Genomic DNA, 25857 nt, shown 5'->3' on the forward strand with positions numbered 1-25857 from the left:
CTTGTGCTTGCGATTCAGGCCAAACCCAAACCGCTGCACTCGCATCAAGCGCCCACACTTATCGGTTGTTTAATTGTTAAAGAGCGGTCTTACTAAATTCTGTACTGCTAAATTCTGTACTACTTAACTTCAAAATCGAGGCGCTGATTTCTCAGCGCTTAGCGACTATCGAAACGTCAGGGTAAACCCTAATTTTTCGGCAACCGCCAAGCTCTCTACTATAACACAGCTTTTGCAGATTGTGCAACTGGCTTCTGCCTGATTTGCACCGCATCTTGCAACCCCGCTCAACTTTCAAGCGGCTTCGGAAAACCCGAAGGCTGGTTACCGCACAGATGGCTGAAACATCGATTCGGGTAAACCCTGATTCGTCATCACCAGCCAAGCCCAAGACTATAGCACAATTTTTGCAGATCTTGCAACTGGCTTCCGCCTGATTTGCGCCGATCTTTGCAATAACCGCTTGGCCTCATTTCTGACTGCCTTTGCGGCAGGCCGGGGAAACCCGCGAACCTGTTGCACCTGCTTGGCTTCGCTGTTCAAAACTGTTGGAGCAGCGAAGGAGCGAGACTATAGCACAGAATTTTGGCGTGTGGGATCAGCATGACACCCATTTTGCAGAAATGTGATTCTTTTTGGGGACGCAGTCGCGGGCAAGCCGCTGAGTCGGCCTTCTTCGATACTTATCTATATAGAGCGTGCGGGCTCGCCTCTATATATATAGAAGGTACGGGGATGGCTTCGACGGCGGCACCCGCCCCGCTCATTGAGTCTATATACGAAGCTCCGTCGTTTCCTTGATCTGCTGGAGCGCGAAGAAGGAACGCATGTCCACCACCGCCGGGTGGCGCATTAGGGTGTCCATGGCGAAGCGCGAGAAGTGCGCCAGATCGGCGACCTGGATGCGAAGCAGATAGTCCATGTCGCCGGACATGGCGTAACACTCGACGACTTCCGGCCAGAGCTGGACGTCGCGTGCGAAGTCGCTCATGGGTGCGTGACTGGATCCGCTGTGCTTGTTCAGGCGGATATTGACGTACGCGAGCAGCCCGAGGCCTACCTTGGCCGCGTCGATGAGCGCCACGTATTTCTTGATGAAGCCCTGCTCTTCAAGACGCCGCACTCGGCGCAGGCAGGGGCTGGGCGACAGCGAGACGCGGTCTGCCAACTCCTGATTGCTGAGGCGTCCGTCGCGCTGCAGTTCAGCCAGAATCCTTAGATCTGTCCTGTCTAGCTCAATTCCGGACATCTTCAACCCCCCAAATTCGATAACGAGCAATATTATTGCTCAGGTCATCGGCTTTCGCGCCATGTTTGCAATTGTCTGCCCGGCCTTCGTACCTACAATCTGCGTCTAGACTTGAAGAACAAGTCGTCCTCACAAAACATGCAAGGGAGCAGACTTATGAGCAGCGCTTTCCAACCCTGGGACAACCCGATGGGCACCGCCGGGTTCGAGTTCATTGAATATGCCGCGCCGGACCCCGCCGCGCTGCGCAAGGTGTTTGAGTTGCTGGGCTTCAAGGCCATTGCCAAGCATCGCCACAAGGACGTGACGCTGTACCGCCAAGGCGGCGTGAACTTCCTGATCAACGCCGAGCCCGATTCCTTCGCTCAACGATTTGCTCGCCTGCATGGCCCGTCGATCTGTGCGATTGGCTTTCGGGTGCAGGACGCCAACGCCGCCTACAAGCGTGCGCTGGAACTGGGCGCGTGGGGCTTTGATTCCCATAGCGGGCCGATGGAACTGAACATTCCTGCCATCAAGGGCATTGGCGATTCGCTGATCTATCTGGTGGACCGCTGGGCCGGCAAGGAAGGCCACGGCGGCATTGGCGACATCAGCATCTACGACGTGGACTTCATTCCGCTGGATCCGGCCAATGCGCAGACCGACGTCAACTGGCGCGGCGCGGGCCTGACGCTGGTCGACCACCTGACGCACAACGTGCACAAGGGCCGCATGGCCGAATGGTCGGAGTTCTACGAGCGCCTGTTCAACTTCCGCGAGGTGCGCTACTTCGACATCGAAGGCAAGGTGACGGGCGTGAAGTCCAAGGCGATGACGTCGCCTTGCGGCAATATCCGCATTCCCATCAACGAGGAAGGCACCGACGAGAAAGGCCAGATTCAGGAATACCTGGATCTGTACCGCGGCGAAGGCATCCAGCACATCGCCATGGCGACCGATGACATCTATGCGACGGTAGAAGCGCTGCGCGAGACGGGCGTCGTGTTTCTGGACACGCCGGAGACCTACTACGAACTGCTGGATCGCCGCATGCCGAACCACGGCGAAGACGTGGATCGCCTGCAGAAGAACCGGATCCTGCTGGATGGCGCGCCGGACGGCGGACTGCTGCTGCAGATCTTCACCGAAAACCAGATCGGTCCGATCTTCTTTGAGATCATCCAGCGCAAGGGCAACGACGGCTTTGGTGAAGGCAACTTCAAAGCCCTGTTCGAATCCATCGAGCTGGACCAGATGCGCCGTGGCGTTGTGAAGACCGTGGAATAAGGCTTGCAGACGGGCGCCAGGCGTGCGTCTACCAAGCTTGTCCAAACCCCGCTGCGAAGCGGGGTTTTTCTTTGGGCGATCGTCAATCTGACACGCGACGCATCGGGAAAAGCACCGCATGGGAAAAAACCCCACATGCGAGAAGGCCCCGCATTGATCGGTGGAACGATGTCCGCCGTACGAGGCCTTCAGTCACGCGAAACGATCGCCCCCGCTCAGCGAGCCAGGCGATCCTGGAATTGCTTACGGAATTTGGCGACCTTCGGTGCGATCACAAACTGGCAATAGCCTTGTTCGGGATGCAAGGCGAAATAATTGCTGTGATAGTCCTCGGCCTGCCAGAAATGCGCGGGCGCCAGCAGCTTGGTCACGATGGGCGCATCGTAGACTTTCTGCGCCTCGACCTCTGCGATGACGGTCTCGGCCTGCTCGCGCTGCGAGTCGTTCTGCCAGAAGATGGCGGATTCGTACTGCGGGCCGATGTCGTTGCCCTGGCGACCCGGCGTGGTGGGATCGTGAGTGGCGAAAAAAACGCGGAGCAGATCGCTGTACGAAAGTTCGGCCGGATCGAATTCGATGCGCGCGACTTCGATGTGGCCGGTGTCCTTGCCGCAGACCTGTTCGTAGCTGGGATTGTCGACGTGTCCGCCGGCGTAGCCCGGCAAGACGCTCTTGACCCCGCGCAGATCGACAAACACTGCTTCGACGCACCAGAAGCAACCGCCGCCAAGTACGGCGACTTCATTGCCCGGTGATGGTTGTTCTGCCATGACGATTCCTTTGCTGTAGACGGCCGCTGCGCGCGGCCGGCGCCCCCGGCTTGGTGCCGGGGCATAAGAATAAGGCTACTGCTTTGCCGGCGCCAGCGACAAGATCCATTCGGCCAAAGCGCGGGCGTCTTCAGGCGTGACGTGGGTCTGGGCGGGCATGGGCACCGCGCCCCAGGCGCCGCGGCCACCGCCGCGGATCTTGCCCGCCAGGTAATCCACCATGGCGTCGCCCTGCCCCGCGTATCGTTCCGCCACGCTCTTCAAGGGCGGCCCGACCCGTTTGGCTTCCACCTGATGACAGGCCATGCAGGCCTTGCTCTTGGCCAGATCCAGGCCAGTGGTTTGCGCATGCACCGCGCCAGCGCCCAGGGCGCCGGCCGCGGCCAACAACAGACTAATCTTCAAACGCATCGGTTACTGCCCCACGGCTGGCGGTGCTGGCGAGCTTGCCGAACTTGGCAAGCACACCGCGTGAATAACGCGGCTTGGGCTGGACCCAGGCCTGGCGACGAGCCGCCATCTCTTCGTCGCTGATGTTGAGCTGCAGCAGCAGCTTGTGGGCATCGATGGTAACCGAATCGCCTTCCTGGATGAGGGCGATGGGACCGCCCACGTACGCTTCGGGCGCGACGTGGCCCACCACCATGCCCCAGGTGCCGCCGGAAAAACGGCCGTCTGTGATGAGACCCACGGTTTCGCCCAGCCCCTGCCCCACAAGCGCGGACGTGGGCGCCAGCATCTCACGCATGCCCGGACCGCCCTTCGGGCCTTCGTAGCGGATGACGACGACGTCGCCGTCGCGGATCTGCTGTGCCATGATGGCCGTCATCGCGTCGTCTTCGGAATCGAACACGCGTGCGGGTCCCGTGATGACGGGGTTCTTCAGCCCAGTGATCTTTGCGACGCAGCCTTCCGGCGAGAGATTTCCCTTCAGGATAGCGAGGTGCCCTTGCGGATAGAGCGCGCGATCGATCGGCATGATGACGTCCTGATCCGCGCGCGGCACGTCGGGTACGTCGGCCAACGTTTCCGCGATGGTCTTGCCCGTGATGGTGATGCAATCGCCATGCAGCAGGCCCGCGTTGAGCAGAAGCTTCATGACTTGCGGAATGCCGCCGGCACGATGCAGGTCGGTGGCCACGTACTTGCCGGACGGCTTCAGGTCGCACAGCACGGGCACGCGCCGGCGGATGCGTTCAAAGTCGTCGATAGTCCACGGCACTTCAGCGGCGTGCGCGATGGCCAGGAAATGCAGCACCGCGTTGGTGGAGCCGCCCGTGGCCATGATGACGGACACCGCGTTCTCGATGGCTTCGCGCGTGATGATGTCGCGCGGGCGCAGATTGCGCTTGACCGCGTCGACCAGCACGCGCGCGGACTCGGCGGCCGAAGTGACTTTTTCCTCGTCTTCGTTGGCCATCGTGCTGGAATACGGCAGGCTCATGCCCATGGCTTCGAATGCCGAGCTCATCGTATTGGCGGTGTACATGCCGCCACAGGAGCCCGAGCCGGGAATCGCGCATTTCTCGATCTGCTTGAAATCTTCTTCGGGCATGCGGCCCATGGTGTATTCGCCAACGGCCTCGAACACGGACACAATGGTGAGATCGTTGCCCTTGTAGCGGCCTGGCTTGATGGTGCCGCCGTAAACATAGATGCCCGGCACGTTGGTGCGCGCCAAGGCGATCATGCCGCCGGGCATGTTCTTGTCGCATCCGCCGATGACGACGACGCCGTCCATCCACTGGCCTTGCGCGGCGGTTTCGATGCAGTCGGCGATGACCTCGCGCGACACCAGCGAGTACTTCATGCCTTCGGTGCCCATGGACATGCCATCGGAAATGGTGGGCGTGCCGAACACCTGCGGATTGGCGCGTGACGCGCGGATCGCGTCGATGGCGGCGTCGGCCAGCCGTTGCAAGCCGCTATTACAGGGCGTGATCGTCGAATGGCCGTTGGCCACGCCGATCATGGGGTTCTGGAAATCTGCTTCTTTGTAGCCCAGCGCGTAGTACATGGCGCGATTGGGTGCGCGCGCGACGCCTTCGGTAATGTGGCGGGAACGTTCGTTGTGCGGCATGGTCAGTGTCTCCTGTCGGCCGTCGGGGCGCGGACATGGCGAACGCACCCGGGGAAGCTGGCTCGCTTGGCATGCGAATCTTCAGTGCTCGCCGGTTATTATCATTCAACTTTATTGTGTCGGGCAGAACATGCTGGAATATCCAAAAATCGACCCCATCGCCCTGCAGATCGGGCCGCTCGCCATTCACTGGTATGGGCTGATGTACCTGGCGGGCTTCGCGCTCGTGTATTTGCTGGGCCGCCATCGCATCAAGAGCGGGCACACTACATCGCTGAACGTGCGGGACCTGGAAGACCTGATCTTCTATAGCGTGCTGGGCGTGGTGCTGGGGGGAAGGCTGGGATATGTGCTGTTCTACAAGCCAGGCTATTACCTTTCGCATCCGCTGGAAGTGCTGTACCTGTGGCAGGGCGGCATGTCTTTCCACGGCGGCCTGATCGGCGTAATCCTGGTGATGCTGCTGTTTGCGCGCAAGAAGGGCCTGCCGTTCTTTGCAATCAGCGATTTCATCGCGCCGTTGATTCCGCTGGGCCTGGGTTTTGGCCGGCTGGGCAACTTCATCAATGGCGAGTTGTGGGGCCGTCCCACCGATGTGCCGTGGGCGACGGTATTTCCCGACAGCGGCGACGGCCTGCCCCGCCATCCCTCGCAACTCTATGAGCTGGGCCTGGAAGGCATCGTGCTGTTCGCGCTGCTGTGGTGGTTTTCGAGCAAGCCGCGCCCGCTGGGCCAGGTGAGCGGATTGTTCCTGATGGGTTATGGAACGTTCCGCTTCCTGGTGGAGTTCACCCGCGAGCCCGACAACTTCCTGGGTCTGCTCGCGGGTGGATTGAGCATGGGACAGTGGCTGTCCCTGCCGATGGTCGCCTTGGGCGCCATCATGTTCAGTCTTACTGCAAAACGATCGTCCCGTTGACGGCGACGCTGACCGTCACGTTCCCTGCTTCAAGGGGAACGCTGACGTCGGCGCTGCTGAAGGAACCGCCCTTCGCCATGGCCGCGCCCATCATGCGCGGCATCGGCGCGGGAGCGCCGGAGCCGCCGAGATCGAGCTTGGACAGGCGGTAGCCGGAGAAACCGAACGCGTTGGCCGCGGCCAATGCGCGGTCCTTGAAGGCCTGTGCCGCTTCTTTGAGCAGCTTGCGCTCTTCGGCTTCACGCGCGGCGTCCGACAGCGAGAAGCTGATGTTGGAAATGGCGGTCTTGTCGGAAAGCTTGGAAGCCAGGGCCGCGGCAGCCGCGAAGTCCTTGGATTCCAGCACGATCTCGCCCTGGCCGCGCCACGAGGCGATCTTTCCCTTGTTGTTCATGTTGGGCCAGACGTTGAAGTTGCTGGTGCGCACTTCCACGTCCTTGGTGTCGCGCGCGCGCTTGACCACGTCTTCGAGCGCAGCGGTCAACTTCTGGCCGGCGGTCGGCTGATCCGGCGCTTCGACTTCGGCGGACAGGGCGATGCGGACGGTGTCCTGCTTGACCTCGGACGACACCATCGCTTGCAAGGTCAGCTCCGGCGCACGGTTCGCGGCGGACTCGGCAGCGGCCGCCGGTGCGGGCGCCTGAGCCTGCGCGAAAACGGGTTGGGCCACAGCGATGGCGGCCACGGCTGCGCACGCCGCACCAAGCCTGGTGAGCGAAAAAACAGGGTGTTTGAACATGGACTGGTCCTATGTGGGAGGACGAAGGGGAATTGCCGAGAGGCACCCGACGCGGACCTGCTCCATGGCAGGTCCGCTGGGATAGATGCCCCGCCTGTGCCGTCAAGGCCGGCATCTCGAACCCTGAGGTTCAAGGTGGTCGCGTTCCGAAGAGCATCGGGTTCGTCTGCAAGAGACAATCACTCCAGCTCTGCACTCCCGCAACCAATATGCCAAAAAGACATAGGTTCAGAGAATGTATGGCCTAGTCACGAACACGGCAGGGACAAACTTGAAAATCTTGAATGCAGCCTATGAACGTTAGAGCAGTTTTTCCTGACCCGACAAGGCGTCATCGAGTACTGCGTTCATGTCCTCAATTCTACGCTTGAAGTCGCCGACCGCCAAACCGCCCAGCGGACCGTCCGGCGCTTTCATTGCAAGCAGCTCGCCAGCGATCTGCAATGCAGCCATCACAGCGATGCGTTCGTTGCTGGAAACCTTGCCCGTGCCCTGGATGCGCAGCATGAGCTGATCGACATGGCGCACGGCAGCCAGCAGCGTGGGCTTTTCTTCGGCGGAGCACGCAAGTGAATACTCACGGCCGAGGATCGATACGTCTACACGTTCCATTTAGTGTTGCTCTCCGGACGGCGCACCCGGCAAGCGGGCCAGGACGGCGTCGATGCGCTCGCGGGCCGAAGCGGCGGCCACACGCAAGCGCTGTAGTTCTGTGTCGCGCGATTGCAGGTTGCCCTGCAGTTCGCTTTCGCGGGCGGCGAAGCGCGATTCGAGCGCTTGGCGTTCGGCGGTTTCGCGAGCGAGTTGCTCGCGCAGCGCGGCTTCTGCCCGCTTGGCGTCCTCGAGCATGGCCGAGACGGCGCCGTCGTTATCTTGAAGCTTGCTTTGCAGCGTGACGACCTCGGCCTCGCGATCAGCAGCGCGCTGCTTGAGCACACGCTGCTCGGCTTCGAAGTCGTTCAGGCGGAGACGCAACGCGTCACGCTCGGCGTGGAGTTGGCGGGTGCGTTGCACCAGTTGCCCGATTCGGGCGGCGAGTTGGTCTAGATCTTGCAGCATGGGCGCTATCGTAAACCATCCTGGGTTGGACCGGGCCTCTTCACGCAAGGTGAGAAACCCGGCAATATTCAGTAGGAAATACGGTTGGGTTTGGCGCGCGAAGGTTACCGGCTCTTGCCTGCCAAGAAAAGTCCCCATCCGTCGAAATTGCCGCATCCGGCCGATCCGGCTTTCGTGAATCTTTCTATAAACTTTCACTTGGCTTTCAAAAAGCCCTCAAACTTCTGACCGCGTTACAAACGGGGATCGGGAGTTCCCCAATTCTAGGGAAAACCCCAGCCTTTCACAGACCTTACAGGGTTTGCAGCGTGGCGGGCGTCCATTACCATTCGGCCTTTCAAGAAACCACGACGTCGCTTTCAGAATAATTAATGGCACCCCGAAGTGCCTTTTTTGTGCCTGTCACTCGCCTTTCGGCGAGCGTCCATCCGGCTACAAACCTCTTTTATCTACATGCTGTAAACAGGAGCCAACCAATCATGCAGCTACGCAATCGACAGGATTTCTGGTCGGGGGTGATGTTCATCGCTCTCGGACTGGGATTCGCCTGGCAGGCCAGCAGCTACCAAATGGGTACTGCTGCCCGAATGGGACCAGGGTACTTTCCTTTCTGGCTAGGCATTGTTCTCGCATTGCTCGGCGCCATCGTGCTGCTTGGCTCGCTGTCCAAGAAAGCCCATGAAACTCACGTCGACAAGTTCGACTGGCGCATCGTCTTCCTGGTGGTGGGCTCCGTCGTGCTGTATGGCGTGATCCTCAAGCTGCTGGGCGTGTACATCTCGGTGTTCGTGCTGGTGGTCGTCAGCAGTCTTGCCAGCCATGAATTCAACCTGAAGGTCGCTGTTGCCAACGGCATCTTCCTGGTGGTGTTCACGTACCTGGCATTCATCAAGGGGCTGGGGCTGATTTTCCCGCTGTGGCCGTCGTTTCTGGGCATGAACTGAGGAGCAACCGGTCATGGAATTGTTTGACAACCTGATGATGGGTTTCTCGGTGGCGTTCACGCCCGAGAACCTGATGTACGCACTGCTGGGCTGCATCCTGGGGACGCTGATCGGCGTGCTGCCGGGCATCGGCCCCGTTCCGACCATCGCAATGCTGCTCCCGATCACGTACGTGCTGCCCCCGGTGGCCGGCCTGATCATGCTGGCGGGTATTTACTACGGCGCCCAATACGGCGGCTCCACGACGGCCATTCTTGTGGCGTTGCCAGGAGAAACGTCCGCGGTGGTGACCGTGCTGGACGGTCACCAGATGGCCCGCAACGGCCGGGCGGGCGCTGCGCTGGCAATTGCCGCGCTGGGTTCGTTCTTCGCCGGTTGCGTTGCCACGCTGCTGCTGGCTGCCTTCGCGCCCCCGCTGGCTGAAGTCGCGTTCAAGTTCGGTCCTGCCGAGTACTTCTCGCTGATGTGCCTGGGCTTGGTCGGCGCCGTGGTGCTGGCTTCGGGTTCGCTGCCCAAGGCAATCGCGATGATCATCCTGGGCCTGCTGCTCGGCATGGTCGGTACCGACGTCAACTCGGGCGTTGCCCGCTTCGACTTCGGCGTGCCGGAACTGCAAGACGGCATCGACTTCGCCATCGTGGCCATGGGCGTGTTCGGCTTTGCCGAAATCATGACCAACCTCGAGCAGAAGGAAAACCGCGTCGACATCACCGACAAGATCGGCACGCTGTATCCGAACAAGCAGGAGTTCAAGGAAGCCGCTCCGGCCGTGCTGCGCGGCACGGCGCTGGGTTCGGCCCTGGGCATCCTGCCGGGTGGTGGCGCGGTGCTGTCCTCGTTCGCCTCCTACACGCTGGAAAAGAAGATCTCGAAGAATCCGGAACGCTTTGGCAAGGGCCACCCGGCCGGCCTGGCAGGTCCGGAATCGGCGAACAACGCTGCAGCCCAGACCTCGTTCATTCCGCTGCTGACGCTTGGTATCCCCGGCAACGCCGTGATGGCGCTGATGGTGGGCGCCATGACGATCCACAACATCCAGCCCGGCCCGCAAGTCATGACGAGCCACCCGGAGCTGTTCTGGGGCCTGATCGCCTCGATGTGGATCGGCAACCTGATGCTGGTGGTGCTGAACCTGCCGCTGATCGGCCTGTGGGTCAAGCTGCTGAAGGTGCCCTACCGCATCCTGTTCCCGGCGATCCTGGTGTTCTGCACGATCGGTGTGTATTCACTTAACTACAACCCGTTCGACATCTTCACGACGGCCATGTTCGGCATCATCGGGTATGTGTGGTCGAAGCTGAAGTGCGAAGGCGCCCCGCTGCTGCTGGGTCTGGTGCTGGGTCCCATGATGGAAGAAAACTTCCGCCGTGCCCTGCTGCTGTCCCGCGGCGACTTCTCCACCTTCGTGACGCGTCCGCTGTCGGCAACCCTGCTGGCCGTCGCCGTGTTCCTGGTGATCCTGGTGGCCCTGCCGGCCATCCGCAAGAAGCGCGAAGAAACCTTCGTCGAAGAAGATTAAAGGCACAACGCGCCGCCCGTGCGGCGCCCTGTCCTGCTAAAAAACCCCCGGGCCTTGCTCGGGGGTTTTTCTTTGCGCGAACGTCGTGCATTCGGCTGAAGACTACTGAAAATTACCTACAGCAACAAATCGTACATAGCCGATTTCATCTACGTTAAGCTACGGGTTTACCCCACGCGATGATTCGACATGAATTTCGACTGGAAGAATCCGTATACGAGTACCCGCACGCCCGTCTTTGCCCGCAACGTCGTCGCCACCTCCCAGCCACTGGCTGCGCAGGCCGGCCTGCGCATCCTGGCGCAAGGCGGCAATGCCGTGGACGCGGCCATTGCCGCGGCGGCAACCCTGGCGATGGTCGAACCCGTCAGCAACGGTTTGGGTTCGGATTGCTTTGCCATCATCTGGGACGGCGCCAAGCTGCATGGACTTAACGCTTCCGGACCGGCGCCTGCCGCCTGGAACGTGGACTACTTCCGGCGCAAGCATCAGGGCGCGGTGCCGGCGAGGGGTTGGGACAGCGTGACCGTCCCGGGTTGCGTGGCCGGCTGGGCTGCGTTGCACGAAAAGCTGGGCCGCCTGTCTTTCGCCGACATCCTGGCGCCCGCCATCGAATACGCCGAACGCGGCTTTGCGATCACGCCGATGGTGCATCAGAAGTGGACCGCGCAGGCTGACGTGCTGCAGCCGCAGCCCGGCTTTGCCGACCACTTCCTGCCGCGCGGCCGTGCGCCGCACATCGGCGAACACTTCGTGCTGCAAGGCGCGGCGTCGACGCTCAAGCGCATTGCGGCAACCAGCGGGCGCGACTTCTACGAAGGCGAGACGGCGCACAAGCTGGTGGCGCACGCACAAGCGCACGACGCGGCCCTGACGCTGAAAGATCTGAGCGACTACACCCCCGAGTGGGTCACGCCGATCAGCCAGGCGTACCGTGGCCATACGCTGCATCAGATTCCGCCCAACGGCCAGGGCATCGCGGCGCTGATTGCGCTGGGCATCCTGCAGAACTTCGATCTGGCGGCGCGTCCGATCGATCATCCCGAGACGCAGCATCTGCTGATCGAAGCGATGAAGCTGGCGTTTGCCGACGTCTATGCGCACGTGGCCGACGCGCGCCACATGCGGGTCGCCCCGGAAGAGATGCTGCGGGCCGACTACCTGGCCGAGCGCGCGCGACTGATCGATCCGCGACACGCGCAGACTTTCGCGACCGGCCATGCGCCGCAAGGCGGCACGGTCTACCTGACCGCCGCCGACCGCAACGGGATGATGGTCAGCTTCATCCAATCGAACTACATGGGATTCGGATCCGGCGTCGTGGTGCCGGGCACGGGCGTCAGCCTGCAGAACCGTGGCCACTGCTTCAGCGCCGATCCCGAGCACGCCAATGTGGTCGCGGGCGGCAAGCGGCCGTTCCACACGATCATTCCGGGCTTTCTGATGCGTGATGGCGCGCCGGTGATGAGCTTTGGCGTCATGGGCGGCAACATGCAGCCGCAGGGCCAGATGCAGGCGCTGGTGCGCATGCTGGACTATCGCCAGCAGCCGCAGGCCGCTTGCGATGCACCGCGCTGGAAGTGGAACCAGGGCCTGGAGGTGGACCTGGAGCCGACGGTATCCCCTGCCGTTGCACAGGGACTGCGGGAGCGCGGCCATGTGCTGCAGGGCATGGACGATCCGTACATGGACTTCGGATCGGGGCAGTTCATCTGGCGGTTGGGCGATCCGGCCGTCGACGGCTACGTCAGCGCCAGCGATAGCCGCAGAGATGGACTCGCCGCCGGCTTTTGATTGCGTTAAGGTTAGTGTCCTGAAACAGACCTACCCTTATTCAGCGGAGTCCATTGCATGGCAACGATCGGTACCAAGAGCTACGACGCAGCCGTAGCCCAGAAAGTCGCTTTCCTCGGATTGGGCGTGATGGGCTTGCCCATGGCCGGTCACCTGGCCCGCGCCGGGCATGACGTCACGGTCTACAACCGGACCCCCGCCAAGGCGCAGGCCTGGGTCGCCGAGTTTGGCGGCCATAGCGCGGCCACCCCGCGCGAAGCCGTTGCCGGCGCGCAGATCGTCTTTGCCTGCGTGGGCAATGACGACGACCTGCGCAGCGTCGTGCTGGGTCCTGACGGCGCGTTCGCCGGCATGGCGTCGGGCGCCGTGTTCGTCGACCACACCACGGCTTCCGCCGATGTGGCGCGCGAACTGCACGCGAAAGCCAAGGAGCTGGGCCTGAACTTCGTGGACGCCCCCGTCTCGGGCGGTCAGGCAGGCGCCGTCAATGGCGTGCTGACAGTCATGTGCGGCGGCGAGCAGGCGGTGTTTGACGCCATCCAGCCCGTCGCCCAGTGCTTTGGCCGCGCGGTCACGCTGGTCGGCCCCCCGGGCGCAGGCCAGCTTGCGAAGATGGTCAACCAGATCTGCATCGCCGGCATCGTGCAGGGCCTGTCGGAAGCGATCGCATTCGGCCAGGCGGCCGAGCTGGACATGAAGCAGGTGCTGGACGTGATCAGCAAGGGCGCGGCGCAGAGCTGGCAGATGGAGAACCGCGGCGGCACCATGGTCGACGACAAGTTCGACTTCGGTTTCGCGGTGGACTGGATGCGCAAGGATCTGGGCCTGGTGCTGGCGGAGGCGCGCAACAACGGCGCGCGTCTGCCGCTGACCGCGCTGGTGGATCAGTTCTACGGCGACGTCCAGAAACTGGGCGGCGGACGCTGGGACACGTCCAGCCTCATCAAGCGTCTGCGCGACTAAGCCAGCCGTCCTGGCCCAATGCAAAAGGCGAGCCTTCCGGCTCGCCTTTTTGTTTGATCCGGCAGCGCCGCCGGGTCAGGCGGCGAGCGAGGCTTCGCTGGCAGCCGGCAGCAGCGCGTCGATGCGTTGCTTGGCCAGGGCCAGTCCTTCCAGCGCGGCCACTTCGCCCATGGCCATGCCTTCCGCGGCGATGAAAGTCACTTCGGTCATTCCCAGGAACGCCAGCATCTGGCGCAGGTAAGGCGTCATCGTGTCGGACGGCGTGCCTTCCGCCTTGCCACCACGCGCGGTCAGCACGAGCACCTGTTTACCCTTGACGAGCCCCTCGGGCACGCCTTCCGACGTATAACGGAACGTGACGCCGGCGCGCGCCAGGTGATCCAGGTAGGACTTGAACTGCGCCGGCAGGTTGAAGTTGTACACGGGCACGGCGAAGACGATGCGATCGGCTTCCATCACTTCGGCGACTAGCGAGTCGCTCAGTTCGACCAGACGCTGTTGCTCAACCGAGCGCGATTCAGCGGGCGTGAACAGGGCGCCAGCGGTGTTGCCGTCGAAATAAGGAATGGGTTGCGCGCCGATGTCGCGAACCTTGATGGCCGAGGCCGGGTTCGACGCCTTGATGCGGGCGATCAGGTGATCGGCCAATTGCTTGCTGTTGGAACGTTCGCCGAGAATCGAGGAAAGGATGACCAGGGTTTTCATTGCAGATATCTCCAGTGGGCCCGCCCGGGGTGGACGGTCTGGATCTGTCAGCGCCGCACCCGTCAGGATGATCGGGCGGGGCCTTGCCGCTTGGGCGGCGTTGGCAGATCCGTTGTGCATGGCGACACTGTAGTAGGACCGATTGAATACATAAATACGGGTATGATGAACTGTTCGTTCCAAACATAGAACAATCATGCAAGATCTCAATGACCTCTACTACTTCTCGCAAGTCGTCGAGCAAGGAGGCTTCAGCGCCGCAGCGCGCGCGCTGGACATTCCGAAATCCCGTCTATCCCGCCGTATCTCCCACCTGGAAGAAAGCCTGGGGGTGCGTCTTTTGCAGCGCACCACCCGCCGGCTTCGGCTGACGTCCGCCGGCGAGCGCTATCTGCATTACTGCCGGGAGATGGCCGCATCGGCGCGTGCGGCGGACGACGCGATGCGGCAGTTGCAGGCGGAGCCGACCGGCCCGGTGATCGTGAGCTGCCCGGTGTCGATCGCGCAGGACGTGCTGGCCCCGCTGCTGCCGGAATTTCTGGACGCGTGGCCCGCAATATCGGTGCAACTGCTGGTGACCAACCGGCGGGTGGATCTGATCCGCGAAGGCGTGGACCTGGCGCTGCGGGTCCGCACGAAGCTCGACACGGACGCCGAATTGGTCGTCCGGCATCTGGGCACGGCGCGCGGCACGCTGGTGGCCAGCCCCGGATACCTGCAGCGCCACGGCGCGCCCGATACGCCGCAGGACCTGGCGTCGCACGTGACGCTGAGTTTCAGCGATCCGCAGAACGAAGTGCGGTGGCCGCTGCGCAATGACAAGGGCGAGGAGGTGCAGATCGAACTGAAACCGCAACTGTCGTGCAACGACTTCATCGTGCTGACGGAAGCTGCCGTGCGGGGACGCGGCATCGCGTTGCTGCCGTCGATCGCCACGCAGGAGGAACTGCGCCGCGGGCAGCTGGTGCCGGTGCTGCCGCAATGGCAATCGCCCGAGGGCATCGTGCACTGCATCTATCCGTCACGGCGGGGCATGATGCCCGCCGTGCGGACGCTGCTGGATTTCCTGTCGCAGCGCCTGCCCTCGATGTACGAGCGGCTGGAGAAAGCCGTGACGCCCGCGCCTCAGTAGCCGCGCGAGCGCTCCACGACGCCGGTGATGGATTCGCCGCGCATCAGTTGCGCGACCTTGCCCGCGATCTGTTCGATGCTTTCGTCGCGCAGCGTGCGCGCCGCGATATGCGGCGTGACATGGACGCGCGGGTCGTGCCAGAACGGGTGGTCTTTCGGCAGCGGTTCGGTGCGGAAGACGTCGAGCGTGGCGCCCGCGATTTCGCCCTCTTCGAGCATCTGCACCAGATCGTCTTCGACCAGATGCTCGCCGCGTCCCACGTTGACCAGATGCGCGCCAGGCAGCAACTGCGACAGCGTTTCGCGGTTGAGGATGCCTTGCGTGTCGGGCGTCAGCGGCAGCACGTTGACCAGAAAACGCGTGCGGCCCAAGAAGGCCGGCAAGGCGGCCTCGCCAGCGAAGGATTCAACACCGGGGATCTCGCGCGGCGAGCGCGACCAGCCGGCCACGGGATAGCCGAATTCGGCCAGGGTTTGCGCAACGCGCGCCCCGACCTGCCCCAACCCGAGAACGCCCACGGGCCAGTCCGCCTGCCGGGTGCCCTCGCGGGTGTCCCAATGTTGCCGTGCCTGCGCCTGGTCGAAGGCTTCGAAATCGCGCGAGACGCGCAGCAGCGCATACAGCGCGTATTCGGCCATCTGCACGGCCATGCCGGCGTCTTCGAGACGCACGATGCGAACGTGGGCGGGGATCTCCGGCATCTTCAGCAAGGCATCGACACCCGCACCCAGATTGAAGAGGGTTTGCAAACCGGTTTCGTGCTGGAAGAGCTGGGCCGGCGGACGCCAGACCAGCGCGACCTCGGCACCAGACGGCGGGCCGTCGGGATTCCAAACCGAAATACGGCAACCGGGCATGGCGGCCTCGAGGCGAGGCACCCAGGCGTCAGGATCGTGATGGGGACAAGCAAAGAGAATGTGCATGGTGGCAGTGCGCGGGCGATGAAAACCCCAAGCATGAGGGATGCCGCCGTACAAATCAAACGGCCCGGCAAAAGCCGGGCCGCGTGTGCCAGAAGCAAGCCGAGGGATCAGGCCGTCTGCGGCAGCTGAGGCTTGTTCTTGCCCTTGTTGCGACGCAGGAAGGCCCAGACCTGCAGCGCGATCAGCAAGGCGCTGGCGCCGATGAACCATGCGCTGATCGGACGTTCGACGAACACCGCCAGGTCACCGCGCGACAGCAGCAGCGCGCGGCGGAAATTCTCTTCGACCATGGGGCCGAGCACGAAGCCCAGCAGAATGGGCGCCACCGAGAACTCCAGCGTCATCAGGACCGCGCCGATCACGCCGAATGCCAGCACTTCCCAGATCTGGAAGAGACTGTTCTGCGTGCTGTAAACGCCCACCGCGATGAAGAACAACGCCGAGGGAAAGAGGTAGCGGTACGGCACCTGCAGCAGCTTGACCCACACGCCGATGAGCGGCACGTTCAGCACCATGAGCAGCACGTTGCCGACCCAGAAGCTGGCGATGAGGCCCCAGAAGATGTCCGGATGCTCGGTGATGAGCTGCGGGCCGGGCTGGATGCCCTGGATCAGCAGCGCGCCCAGGATCAGCGCCATCACGGCGTCGCCCGGAATGCCCAGGCTCATCGTCGGGATGAAGTCGACCTGCGTCTTCGAATGCGACGATGCTTCGGGCGATGCCACGCCGGCGATCATGCCGGTGCCGAACTTCTCGGGCGTCTTGGAGACCTTGCGCTCCAGCGCGTAGGCGACGAAGGTGGTGATGGTCGGGCCGGTGCCGGGCATGGCGCCGAACAGCGTGCCGACGGCCGTGCCACGCACCATGGGCCAGAAGGCGGTCTTCAGCTCCTGCTTGCTGGGCCGCATGTCGCGCAGTCGCAGCTTGGCGCCGCTGCCGATGATGGTCATGCGGTTCACGCTCATCAGGAAGTCGGCAACGCCGAACAGCCCCATCGAGATCGCGACCAGTTCAAGGCCGTCGGACAGGTCGAGCAGGCCGAACGAAAACCGGATCGTGCCGGTGTTCACGTCTGTGCCGACCACGCCGCACATCAGGCCGAACAGCGTCATCGCCACGCCCTTGAGCGGCGAGCCGCGCGACATGGTGGCGCCCGCCAAGAGGCCCAGCAGCATGATCGAGAAGATCTCGGTCGGGCCGAACTTGAAGGCGACTTCCACCAGCAGCGGCGAGGCAAAGATCATGACGATGATGCCGACCGATGCCGCGAAGAACGAGCAGATCATCGTGATGCCGAGCGCTGTCCCGCCCTTGCCCTGCTTGGTCAATGGATAACCATCAAGACACGTGACCGCGTGCGGCGGATGCGAAGGCAGGTTGAGCAGGATCGCGCCGATGGCGCCGCCATATTGCGAGCCATAGAAAATGCCGGCCAGCATCAGGATGGCGGGCACGGGCTGCATGACGTAGGTGAGCGGCAGGAGGATGGAGATCGCGGACAGCGCGCCCATGCCGGGCAGCACACCGATAAGGTTGCCCACCAGCACGCCGAAGAACGACCACATGAGGTTGTGCCATTGGAACGCGACGCCGAAGCCGTACCAAAGGTCTACCAAAGCTTGAGAAATCATGGCGCATCAACCCCAGCGGAACAGCGGAAGCTGCAGTTGCAGCGCCCACCAGAAAACGACGACCGCGATCGCGGACATGGCGATCGACAGCAGGATGGCCTGTTTGATCGTGTTCTTGCGGTCGCCCAACGCCGAGATGAAAACGATGGCGAACGTGGCGGGCAGCAGACCGCCGTAATGGCCCAGCAGCAGGAATGCCAGGATGCCGAGCAGGATGCAGACGCTGCCACGGATGTCCGGCATGCCGGTGGGATGGCCTTCGGCGGGCGCCGGGGCCGCGGGTTCGGCCGAGCGCGCCGACATCGCGATCAGCAGGCCGGTGAGCGCCAGCAGGCCGCCGAGCGCCGCGGGGAAGAATCCCGGACCCATGTGGCTGAGCGAGCCGATGTGGTAGTCGGTGCCGCCATAAATCGCGGCCATGCCGATAAGGACCATCAGCGCGCCGCCGTAATAGTCCTTTCTGTTGATTGTCTTTTTCACTTCCGTCCTCCTTCCTTGTGCCGGACAGCGCCGGCCTTTCATGCGCTGCTCGAAGCGGACAGCGCCCGGCCCCTGACGACAGGCCGGATCGCAGATTACGGAAGGAAGCTGCTAATCCGCTTTCTATGCGCTGTCGCATTCCTGAATCCGGGGGTTATCCCTGATCGGCATGCGCGAAGCCGCGAGAAAAGCGGGTAGTGGGGAAGCGGACCTTGATGGATTGAGCGTCGAGGAAGGCGCTGGGGAGCGCCGCCTTATTGATTGCTCGGTTATTGATCGCCCTTGAGCTGGACCTCGGCGGGCCGCGGATACTGCGATACGGTGGGCGCCAGCGGCAGCCACAGCACCGACGCGAGGCCGACGCCGCCCTGGTCGTTGGGCTCGCCATCGCGCAGTTCGATATCACCCTCGTTGCGCCGGGCGTAGGCGCGCGCGATGCCCAGGCCCAGGCCGGAACCGGAGGAGGTCACCGGCTTGTCCGTACCCACGCGCTCGAACCGTGTGAAGGCGCGCGTGCGCATGACGGGATCCAGGCCCGGCCCATTGTCGGACACGGCGACCTCGACCCTGTTGTCGGCACGGCAGACGGAGACCGTGATTTGCGCGCCGACCGGCGCGTAATGGATCGCGTTGTGCACGAGATTGGACAAGGCCTCGTGCAGCTCGGCCTCGTTGCCGGACACCGGCACCGGCGTGTCCTGGCCGTCTTCGGCATCGGCCTGCACCCAGCCCAGATCCTGCTGTTTTTCGTGCGCGAGCGGCAGGTACTGCAAGACGACTTCGCGCGAGACCGCGTTCATGTCGAGCAACTGGCGCGGGGTCTGGCCGGCCTGGTTTGCGTGCGCCAGCGACAAAAGCTGTTCGGTCAGCCGGCGCGTGCGCCCGAGCTGGTCGACGATGGCGCGAAGTCCCTCGCGCACGCGCGCGGGGTCGCGTTCGCGCAGCGTGTATTGCGCCTGCGTCAGCATGATGGCGAGCGGCGTGCGCAATTGATGCGAGGCGTCGGCAAGAAAGTTGGATTGCTCGTCCAGCACCCGCCGGTAGCGGGCGATGTGGTGATTGACGGCTTCGACGAGCGGAGCGACTTCGCTGGGCACGCGCGAGGCGTCCAGCGGCGTCAGGTCGTCCGGACGGCGTCCGCGGATGTCGGCCTGCAGCCGGCGCAGCGGTTTCAAGGCCCACGACACGCCCCACCAGACCAGCAGCACGACCAGCGCCAGCATGCGTGAATCGCGCAGGATCTCCTGGCGCCGCGCATTGTTCTCGGCCTCGATGCGCTTGCCGGTGCTTTCGGCCACGACCACCAGCACCTGGCGATGCTGGCCCTGGTAATAGAGATCGCGCACCACGGATACGACCCGCACGGGATCGTTGCGGTACACGCTGTCGTAGAAGATGGGTTGGCCGTTGGACCGGGGCCAGGACGGCGGGCGCGGCATTTCCGGCATGCCCAGCAGCGTCTTGCCCTGCGTCTGGGGCACGGGCGCCCCGTCGGGCAAGGGCGGATCGATTTCCTCGATGCGGAAATACTTGCGCAGGCCGGCTCGAGATTCGAGCATGACCTGCGCGTAGAGCGGCGTGGCAACCTGCAGGTTGCCGTCCGGCGTGAATTCCAGGCTGCTTTCAAGCACCCGTGCAGGTTCCACCAGCGCGCTGTCGTAGGCTTCGTTGGTGATCTCGGCCAGGGTGCGGTAGTCGTTCAGGCTGTCGATGACCAGCAGCACCACCACGCCGGGCAGCAGCAGGATGATGAGAAGCGCGCGGATGCCGACGCGCGGCAGTCCGGGAATCCGCAGGCTCACTTAGGGTTCCGCGGACTCGCTGGCGACGCTTTCCAGCATGTAGCCCAGCCCGCGCACGGTCACGATGCGCACGTCGCTGCCGGCCAGCTTCTTGCGCAGGCGGTGCAGCACCACCTCGATGGCGTCCGGATTGGCTTCGCTGTCGTGCGTGAAGACCTTGCCGAACAATTGCGACTTGTCCACCGGGTAGCCGCTGCGCGTCAGCAGCGCCGCCAGGGCGGCGTGTTCGCGCGGCGTCAGGAACAGCAGCGATCCGTCCAGCGTGAACGCACGGCTTTCGCTGTCGTAGGACAGCGAGCCGCACTGCAGGCGCGGATGCTGGCGGCCGCGGCTGCGGCGCACGAGCGCGGTCAAGCGCGCTTCGAGTTCTTCGAGAGCAAAGGGCTTGGTCAGGAAGTCGTCGGCGCCGAGATTCAGGCCGCGCACACGGTCCTGCAGCGCACCTTGCGCGGTCAGGAGCAGGACGGGCGTGCGGTCGTCCCGGTTGCGCATTTCCCGGAGGACGACCAGACCATGCTTGTCGGGCAGGCGCAAGTCCATGACGATGGCATCGTATTCGGTGCCCGCCATGAAGGCTTCGGCCGTGCGCGCGTCCGCCGCGTGATCGGGCACAAACCCGCTCTGGGCGAGCGCGCGCATCAGCCAGGACGCCATGTCCCGTTCGTCTTCAACCAACAATATGCGCATGACCGTCCGTTCCTTCGGGCAAATTCTCTGCAGCCCGCTGACCATGCACCCGTTGGCGCAGGTAGCGGGTCTCGTGATGGCGCCGAAAGAGGATAGCCGACAACTCGTTCAACGCCTGGGTATAGACGTCTCGCTTGAACTCGATGACGGCATCCAGCGGAACCCAGTACTGGCTCCAGCGCCAGGCGTCGAATTCCGGATGCTGCGTCGCGCGCAAGCAAACATCACTGTCACGTCCCACCAGGCGCAACAAGAACCAAATCTGTTTTTGTCCTTTATAGTGGCCACGCCACTCACGCCGGACAAAGTGATCGGGCACGTTATAACGTAACCAATCGCGTGTACGCCCCAAAATACGGACATGCTCGGGCTTCAGGCCCACCTCTTCATGGAGTTCGCGATACATGGCCTGCACCGGGCTTTCGCCATACTTGATGCCGCCCTGGGGGAACTGCCACGCATGTTCCCTGATACGCTTGCCCCAAAAGACCTCGTTTCTAGTGTTGACGAGAATGATGCCGACATTGGGGCGGTAGCCTTCGCGGTCAAGCATGGGCCACCCCCACCGAATTCAATACAATTACGGTCGATTATACGTATCTGCTGCCACCTTTAAACATGCGCGCATCCAACTACCACATCAACACCCTCAAAGAAGCCCCGTCCGAAGCGGAAGTCGCCAGCCACCAGCTGATGACCCGCGCCGGCATGATCCGCAAGCTCGCGGGCGGCATCTACACCTACATGCCGCTGGGCCTGAAGGTCATCCGCAAGGTCGAGGCGATCATCCGCGAAGAAATGAACGCGGCGGGCGCCATCGAGCTGCTGATGCCCGTGGTGCAGCCGGCCGAACTCTGGCAGGAATCCGGCCGCTGGGAGCAGTACGGCGCCGAACTGCTGCGCATCAAGGATCGGCACCAGCGCGATTTCGTGCTGCAGCCGACGTCCGAGGAAGTCATCACGGACATCGCGCGCAATGAGATCCACAGCTACCGCCAGCTGCCGCTGAACTTCTATCACATTCAGACCAAGTTCCGTGACGAGCGCCGTCCGCGCTTCGGCCTGATGCGCGGCCGCGAGTTCACGATGAAGGACGCTTATTCCTTCGACCGTGACGAAGCCGGCGCCCAGAAGAGCTACGACACCATGTTCGCCGCCTACATGCGCATCTTCGGCCGTCTGGGCCTGGAGTTCCGCGCGGTGGCGGCCGATACGGGTTCCATCGGCGGCACGCGCAGCCATGAGTTCCAGGTGATCGCCGACACGGGCGAAGACCTGCTGGTCTACAACGCGGACTCGGACTACGCCGCCAACATCGAGCTGGCCGAGGCGCCCAGCCTGTACGCCACCCGTGCCGCTGCCGCCCAGACGATGCAAGACGTCGCGACGCCGGGCGCCGCCAAGTGCGAGGACGTGGCCAAGCTGCTGGACATTCCGCTGGAACGCACGATCAAGTCGATCGTCCTGGCCACCGACGGTGAAAAGGGCAAGGTAGACATCTGGCTGCTGCTGCTGCGCGGCGACCACGAACTGAATGAAATCAAGGCGGGCAAGCTGCCGGGCCTGTCGGGCTTCCGCTTTGCCACCGAAACTGAGATCGTCGAATACTTTGGCTGCAAGCCCGGCTACCTGGGCCCGGTCAAGACGGTCAAGCCGGTCCACGTCATCGCCGACCGCACCGTGGCCAACATGGCCGATTTCGTGTGCGGCGCCAACCGCGAAGATTTCCACACCCAGGGCGTGAACTGGGGCCGCGACCTGCCCGAGCCCGAACTCGTGGCCGACCTGCGCAACGTGGTCGCCGGTGACCCCTCGCCCGACGGCAAGGGCACGCTGTCGATCCAGCGTGGCATCGAAGTGGGCCACGTCTTCTACCTGGGCAAGAAGTACTCCGAAGCCCTGAAGGCCACCTTCCTGGACGAAACCGGCAAGCCCGCAGTCCTGGAAATGGGTTGCTACGGGATCGGCGTGACCCGCATCGTGGGCGCCGCCATCGAGCAGAACCACGACGCGCGCGGCATTATCTGGCCCCGAGCGCTCGCGCCGTTCGAGGTCGTGATCTGCCCGGTGGGCTGGGGCAAAAGTGAAACGGTGCGTGACACCGCGCAAAAGCTCTATGAATCCCTGCTGGCGCGCGGCGTTGATGTCGTGCTGGACGACCGCGATGCCCGCCCCGGCGTCATGTTTGCCGAGTGGGAACTGATCGGTGCGCCGCTGCGTGTAACAGTTGGAGAACGCGGCCTGAACGATGGTGTGGTGGAATTGCAGGCCCGCCGGGAAACCGAAGCGGCCAAGATTCCGGTAGAGTCCGCGCTTGAGGCCGTGCTGACCAAGCTCGACACGCTCTAACCTTGTAGCCACTACGGACTTTCCGCGTCCCGACCCGCATATCATCTGTTGAGTACCGTGACCGACCCGAAGTCCGCCGAATCCACCCTGCAAGTCCGCGTCTACTACGAAGACACGGATGCCGGCGGGGTGGTTTTCTACGCCAACTACTTGAAATTCCTGGAGCGGGCCCGCACCGAATGGCTGCGGGACCTTGGCGTCAACCAGTCCGGACTGGCCGCCAGCGAGCAACGGCTGTTCGTTGTCCGCGCCCTGGACATGTCCTACCGCAAACCGGCCAGACTGGACGATTTGCTTACCATACGCAGCCGAGTCACCAAACTGGGCCGCGCTTCGATACACTTCGCGCAGCGCGCGGAGCGCAACGGGGAACTGCTTGCCGAAGGCAACATCCAAGTCTGTTGCGTCGATGCCGTTCACATGCGGCCGGCGGAGTTGCCGGCTGACATTCGCGCAAAACTGGAATTCATTCAGGAATAACCATGCAAGTCACCAACGACATGTCGTTGCTTTCGCTGATTTCGCACGCCAGCGTGCCGGTCCAGCTCATCATGCTGATGCTGTTGGGCATCTCGATCATGTCCTGGACCTACATCTTCGCCAAGCGCATGGCCATCAAGCGGGCCCATGACCAGACGCGCCGCTTCGAAGACGACTTCTGGTCGGGCGGCGACCTGTCGATGCTGCAGCAGGCCGTGGCCTCGCGCCGCGACGAGCAAGGCGCCCTCGCCCGCATCTTCGATGCCGGCATGACCGAATTCCTGAAGGCCCGCCGCGGCAACGCCAGCGGCGATGCCACGGCCGTGCTGGACGGCCCGCGCCGCGCCATGCGCGCCGCCTACCAGCGTGAAATGGACTCGCTGGAATCCCACCTCAACTTCCTGGCGTCCGCCGGTTCGGTGTCCCCGTACATCGGCCTGTTGGGCACGGTCTGGGGCATCATGCACGCCTTCATCGGCCTGTCGAACATGCAGCAGGCCACGCTGGCCTCGGTGGCCCCCGGCATTGCCGAGGCGCTGATCGCCACCGCGATCGGCCTGTTCGCCGCCATCCCGGCCGTGGTTGCCTACAACCGCTTCACGAATGACATCGACCGCATCTCGATCCGCTTCGACAGCTTCGTCGATGAATTCCTGAACATTCTGCAACGGCAGGTGCGCTAATGCCCTCGGTAAGCTCGCGCGGCAGGTCCGGCCGCCGCATGAAGGCCGACATCAACGTGGTGCCGTACATCGACGTGATGCTGGTGCTGCTGGTCATCTTCATGGTGACCGCGCCCCTGATCACGCCCGGACTGATCCAGCTGCCGTCGGTGGGCGCCGCCTCCGACGTGCCGGTCAAGCCCCTGGAAGTCCAGATTTCGGAAGACGGCAAGATCGCGCTGCGCATGCGTGAAGCCGGCGCCACCATGCAGGACATCGCGCGCCCCGAACTGGTCGCGCAAGTGCGTTCGCGCATTACCGCGGAAACGCCGGTGGTGATCGCCGCCGACGGCAAGGTGCCCTACGAGACGGTCGTGAAGGTCATGGACGAGCTGCGCACCAACGGCATCACCCGCCTGGGCCTGCTGGTGGACCAGTCCGGCGCCGCCTCCCAGCCCGTCCCCGCCAAGAAACGCTAACGCGCCGCCCTCCGCCGGCCTGGCCGGCATGCACCGCACATGACGCCACCCATAATTCGACACCGCAGCGGCCCGCCGGCCACCCCGCCCAACAACGACAACCGGAATTCGCTGATTCTGGCTGTGGCGGTGCACCTGCTGCTGCTGGTTGCCCTGATCTTTGGCGTGAACTGGCATACCGAGAACCCTGGCCCCGTCCAGGTGCAGCTCTGGGCAGACGGCAATTCGCCCGTCTCGCCGCCGCCCACGCCCCAGCCCGAACCGCCCAAGCCGCAACCCAAGCCCCAGCCCGAGCCGGAGCCGGAAAAGACGCCTGAGCCGCCTCCTCCGCCGCCCCCGCCGCCGCCTCCCGAGCCCGAACCGCAGGTTCAGGCCAAGACCGAGGAAGTCGATCCCGAGATCGCCATCCAGGAAGCCAAGAAAAAGCGCGAGCAGGAAGAGAAGGCGCGCGAAGCCGCCGAGGCCGCCAAGGAAAAGGCGCGTCTCGAGGAAGAGCGCAAGCAGGCCGAACTGAAGGAAAAGAAGCGCCTGGAACAGGAACGCCAGGCCGCCGAAAAGGCGGCTGCCGAAAAGGCCGCGGCTGAAAAGGCTGCCGCCCAGAAGGCGGCTGCGGAGAAAGCTGCCGCCGAGAAGGCCGCCGCTGAAAAGGCCGCAGCCGAGAAGGCCGCTGCTGAAAAGGCGACTGCCGAGAAGAAGGCCAAGGAAGAAGCCGCCAAGAAGGCGGCTGCTGAAAAGGCTGCCGCGGAAAAGGCCGCTGCCGAAAAGGCTGCGGCTGAGAAAGCTGCGGCCGAAAAGGCGGCTGCCGAGAAGGCTGCCGCCGCCAAGAAGGCCGCCGCCGACAAGGCGCTGAAGGACGCGTTCCGCAACGACGCCCTGGGCGCCGCCGGCATTCCGGGCGGCACCGCCGACCGCAATCAGGCGGGCGGCGGACGCGACAGCGGCTACGGCGCCAAGGTCCGCGCCTGCGTGCAACCCGGGGTGGCGTATCCGCCCCCGCCCCGCAGCGGCTCGGGAAATCCGACCGCCCAATACCGGGTACAGTTAGGTTCTGACGGGAAGGTGAATGGCGTTACGTTGACCAGTTCTTCTGGCAACTCCGGCTTCGACCGCGCGGTCGAGACGGGCATCCGCCGTTGCAACCCGTTCCCGAAGCCCTCGACGGGCCGCTACGAACCCATTATTGACGTTGTCTACAGAATGTATGACTGACAGGAGATTGACG

At 63.4% G+C, this 25857-nt stretch carries 26 protein-coding genes and 1 other RNA gene; 12 read left to right on the plus strand and 15 right to left on the minus strand.

Annotated elements, in window-relative coordinates:
- Window positions 1–772: 772 nt before the first annotated feature.
- On the minus strand, window positions 773–1249 hold the full coding sequence (locus B3098_RS27680) for an Lrp/AsnC family transcriptional regulator (RefSeq protein WP_056566859.1): 477 nt from the start codon (window positions 1247–1249) through the stop codon (window positions 773–775).
- A gap of 156 nt (window positions 1250–1405) precedes the next feature.
- On the opposite strand from B3098_RS27680, the gene hppD reads away from it, so the two are divergent.
- Window positions 1406–2518: a 4-hydroxyphenylpyruvate dioxygenase gene (gene hppD, locus B3098_RS27685; protein ID WP_175186401.1), complete on the plus strand. Its 1113-nt coding sequence runs from the start codon at window positions 1406–1408 to the stop codon at window positions 2516–2518.
- Window positions 2519–2733: 215 nt separating this feature from the next.
- On the opposite strand, the gene msrA is transcribed toward hppD, so the two are convergent.
- The 3 genes from msrA to ilvD form a co-directional block, all read right to left on the minus strand.
- Window positions 2734–3288, minus strand: a complete 555-nt coding sequence (gene msrA, locus B3098_RS27690; protein WP_286900397.1) for a peptide-methionine (S)-S-oxide reductase MsrA — start codon at window positions 3286–3288, stop codon at window positions 2734–2736.
- Between the two features lie 75 nt (window positions 3289–3363).
- A complete protein-coding gene (locus B3098_RS27695; protein ID WP_175125326.1) occupies window positions 3364–3699 on the minus strand; it encodes a c-type cytochrome in 336 nt (111 codons plus the stop codon).
- Window positions 3683–5368, minus strand: coding sequence for a dihydroxy-acid dehydratase (gene ilvD, locus B3098_RS27700; RefSeq protein WP_286900399.1), 1686 nt, complete (start codon window positions 5366–5368; stop codon window positions 3683–3685). The genes B3098_RS27695 and ilvD overlap by 17 nt, the downstream gene beginning before the upstream one ends.
- Window positions 5369–5498: 130 nt before the next feature.
- Here ilvD and lgt point away from each other — a divergent pair, with 130 nt between their 5' ends.
- Window positions 5499–6287, plus strand: coding sequence for a prolipoprotein diacylglyceryl transferase (gene lgt, locus B3098_RS27705; RefSeq protein WP_286900401.1), 789 nt, complete (start codon window positions 5499–5501; stop codon window positions 6285–6287).
- Here the strand turns inward: lgt and B3098_RS27710 are convergent.
- The 4 genes from B3098_RS27710 to B3098_RS27725 all read right to left on the minus strand — a co-directional run bounded on the left by B3098_RS27710 (window position 6262) and on the right by B3098_RS27725 (window position 8085).
- Window positions 6262–7026 carry an SIMPL domain-containing protein gene (locus B3098_RS27710; protein WP_286900403.1) on the minus strand — a complete coding sequence of 255 codons (765 nt, stop codon included), beginning with the start codon at window positions 7024–7026 and terminating at the stop codon, window positions 6262–6264. The genes lgt and B3098_RS27710 overlap by 26 nt on opposite strands.
- An 83-nt stretch (window positions 7027–7109) precedes the next feature.
- A non-coding RNA gene (gene ssrS / locus B3098_RS27715) (6S RNA) lies at window positions 7110–7295 on the minus strand.
- A gap of 31 nt (window positions 7296–7326) precedes the next feature.
- Complete coding sequence (locus tag B3098_RS27720; protein WP_076518838.1) at window positions 7327–7638, minus strand: cell division protein ZapA; 312 nt, start codon at window positions 7636–7638, stop codon at window positions 7327–7329.
- Window positions 7639–8085, minus strand: a complete 447-nt coding sequence (locus B3098_RS27725) for a hypothetical protein (protein WP_175125332.1) — start codon at window positions 8083–8085, stop codon at window positions 7639–7641. It lies immediately after the preceding gene.
- Window positions 8086–8564: 479 nt separating this feature from the next.
- Here B3098_RS27725 and B3098_RS27730 point away from each other — a divergent pair, with 479 nt between their 5' ends.
- The 4 genes from B3098_RS27730 (at window position 8565) to B3098_RS27745 (ending at window position 13305) form a co-directional block, all read left to right on the plus strand.
- The gene (locus B3098_RS27730) at window positions 8565–9029 is read left to right on the plus strand and encodes a tripartite tricarboxylate transporter TctB family protein (protein ID WP_063956077.1); all 465 of its coding nucleotides are present in this window, start codon (window positions 8565–8567) and stop codon (window positions 9027–9029) included.
- A gap of 13 nt (window positions 9030–9042) precedes the next feature.
- Entirely contained in the window at window positions 9043–10548 is a 1506-nt protein-coding gene (locus tag B3098_RS27735) for a tripartite tricarboxylate transporter permease (RefSeq protein WP_279976050.1), read from the plus strand.
- Window positions 10549–10737: 189 nt separating this feature from the next.
- A complete protein-coding gene (locus tag B3098_RS27740; protein WP_286900406.1) occupies window positions 10738–12342 on the plus strand; it encodes a gamma-glutamyltransferase family protein in 1605 nt (534 codons plus the stop codon).
- Between the two features lie 57 nt (window positions 12343–12399).
- Window positions 12400–13305, plus strand: coding sequence for an NAD(P)-dependent oxidoreductase (locus B3098_RS27745; protein ID WP_286900409.1), 906 nt, complete (start codon window positions 12400–12402; stop codon window positions 13303–13305).
- Window positions 13306–13380: 75 nt separating this feature from the next.
- On the opposite strand, the gene B3098_RS27750 is transcribed toward B3098_RS27745, so the two are convergent.
- Window positions 13381–14010, minus strand: coding sequence for an FMN-dependent NADH-azoreductase (locus tag B3098_RS27750; RefSeq protein WP_218342121.1), 630 nt, complete (start codon window positions 14008–14010; stop codon window positions 13381–13383).
- Between the two features lie 196 nt (window positions 14011–14206).
- Between B3098_RS27750 and B3098_RS27755 the strand changes: the two genes are divergently transcribed.
- Window positions 14207–15142 carry a LysR family transcriptional regulator gene (locus tag B3098_RS27755; protein ID WP_175125345.1) on the plus strand — a complete coding sequence of 312 codons (936 nt, stop codon included), beginning with the start codon at window positions 14207–14209 and terminating at the stop codon, window positions 15140–15142.
- Here B3098_RS27755 and B3098_RS27760 read toward each other — a convergent pair.
- The 6 genes from B3098_RS27760 to B3098_RS27785 form a co-directional block, all read right to left on the minus strand.
- Window positions 15136–16065 (minus strand): 2-hydroxyacid dehydrogenase, encoded by a 930-nt coding sequence (locus B3098_RS27760; RefSeq protein WP_279976055.1) that lies wholly within the window; start codon window positions 16063–16065, stop codon window positions 15136–15138. The genes B3098_RS27755 and B3098_RS27760 overlap by 7 nt on opposite strands.
- A 107-nt stretch (window positions 16066–16172) precedes the next feature.
- On the minus strand, window positions 16173–17696 hold the full coding sequence (locus B3098_RS27765; protein WP_175139058.1) for a tripartite tricarboxylate transporter permease: 1524 nt from the start codon (window positions 17694–17696) through the stop codon (window positions 16173–16175).
- A 6-nt stretch (window positions 17697–17702) separates the two neighbouring features.
- Window positions 17703–18131: a tripartite tricarboxylate transporter TctB family protein gene (locus tag B3098_RS27770; protein WP_175186404.1), complete on the minus strand. Its 429-nt coding sequence runs from the start codon at window positions 18129–18131 to the stop codon at window positions 17703–17705.
- Between the two features lie 314 nt (window positions 18132–18445).
- Window positions 18446–19978, minus strand: a complete 1533-nt coding sequence (locus tag B3098_RS27775; RefSeq protein WP_175125350.1) for a sensor histidine kinase — start codon at window positions 19976–19978, stop codon at window positions 18446–18448.
- Window positions 19979–20665 carry a response regulator gene (locus tag B3098_RS27780; protein ID WP_056327910.1) on the minus strand — a complete coding sequence of 229 codons (687 nt, stop codon included), beginning with the start codon at window positions 20663–20665 and terminating at the stop codon, window positions 19979–19981.
- On the minus strand, window positions 20646–21218 hold the full coding sequence (locus B3098_RS27785; RefSeq protein ID WP_056327909.1) for an RNA pyrophosphohydrolase: 573 nt from the start codon (window positions 21216–21218) through the stop codon (window positions 20646–20648). Before B3098_RS27785 ends, B3098_RS27780 begins: the two co-directional genes overlap by 20 nt.
- 65 nt (window positions 21219–21283) lie before the next feature.
- Here B3098_RS27785 and B3098_RS27790 point away from each other — a divergent pair, with 65 nt between their 5' ends.
- Genes B3098_RS27790 through tolA form a run of 5 tightly spaced genes read left to right on the plus strand, consistent with a single transcriptional unit; the run spans window position 21284 to window position 25844 of the window.
- The gene (locus B3098_RS27790) at window positions 21284–23014 is read left to right on the plus strand and encodes a proline--tRNA ligase (RefSeq protein WP_175125352.1); all 1731 of its coding nucleotides are present in this window, start codon (window positions 21284–21286) and stop codon (window positions 23012–23014) included.
- A gap of 57 nt (window positions 23015–23071) precedes the next feature.
- Entirely contained in the window at window positions 23072–23494 is a 423-nt protein-coding gene (ybgC, locus tag B3098_RS27795) for a tol-pal system-associated acyl-CoA thioesterase (protein WP_056564208.1), read from the plus strand.
- A gap of 2 nt (window positions 23495–23496) precedes the next feature.
- Window positions 23497–24177 carry a protein TolQ gene (gene tolQ, locus B3098_RS27800; RefSeq protein ID WP_056564211.1) on the plus strand — a complete coding sequence of 227 codons (681 nt, stop codon included), beginning with the start codon at window positions 23497–23499 and terminating at the stop codon, window positions 24175–24177.
- Entirely contained in the window at window positions 24177–24635 is a 459-nt protein-coding gene (gene tolR / locus B3098_RS27805; RefSeq protein WP_105237338.1) for a protein TolR, read from the plus strand. The genes tolQ and tolR overlap by 1 nt, the downstream gene beginning before the upstream one ends.
- Before the next feature lie 39 nt (window positions 24636–24674).
- Window positions 24675–25844 (plus strand): cell envelope integrity protein TolA, encoded by a 1170-nt coding sequence (gene tolA, locus B3098_RS27810; RefSeq protein ID WP_279976059.1) that lies wholly within the window; start codon window positions 24675–24677, stop codon window positions 25842–25844.
- The last annotated feature ends 13 nt before the right edge of the window (window positions 25845–25857 follow it).

The organism is Achromobacter sp. UBA2119 (assembly GCF_002331005.1).
In the GTDB taxonomy this organism is placed as follows: Bacteria; Pseudomonadota; Gammaproteobacteria; order Burkholderiales; family Burkholderiaceae_B; genus Achromobacter; species Achromobacter animicus.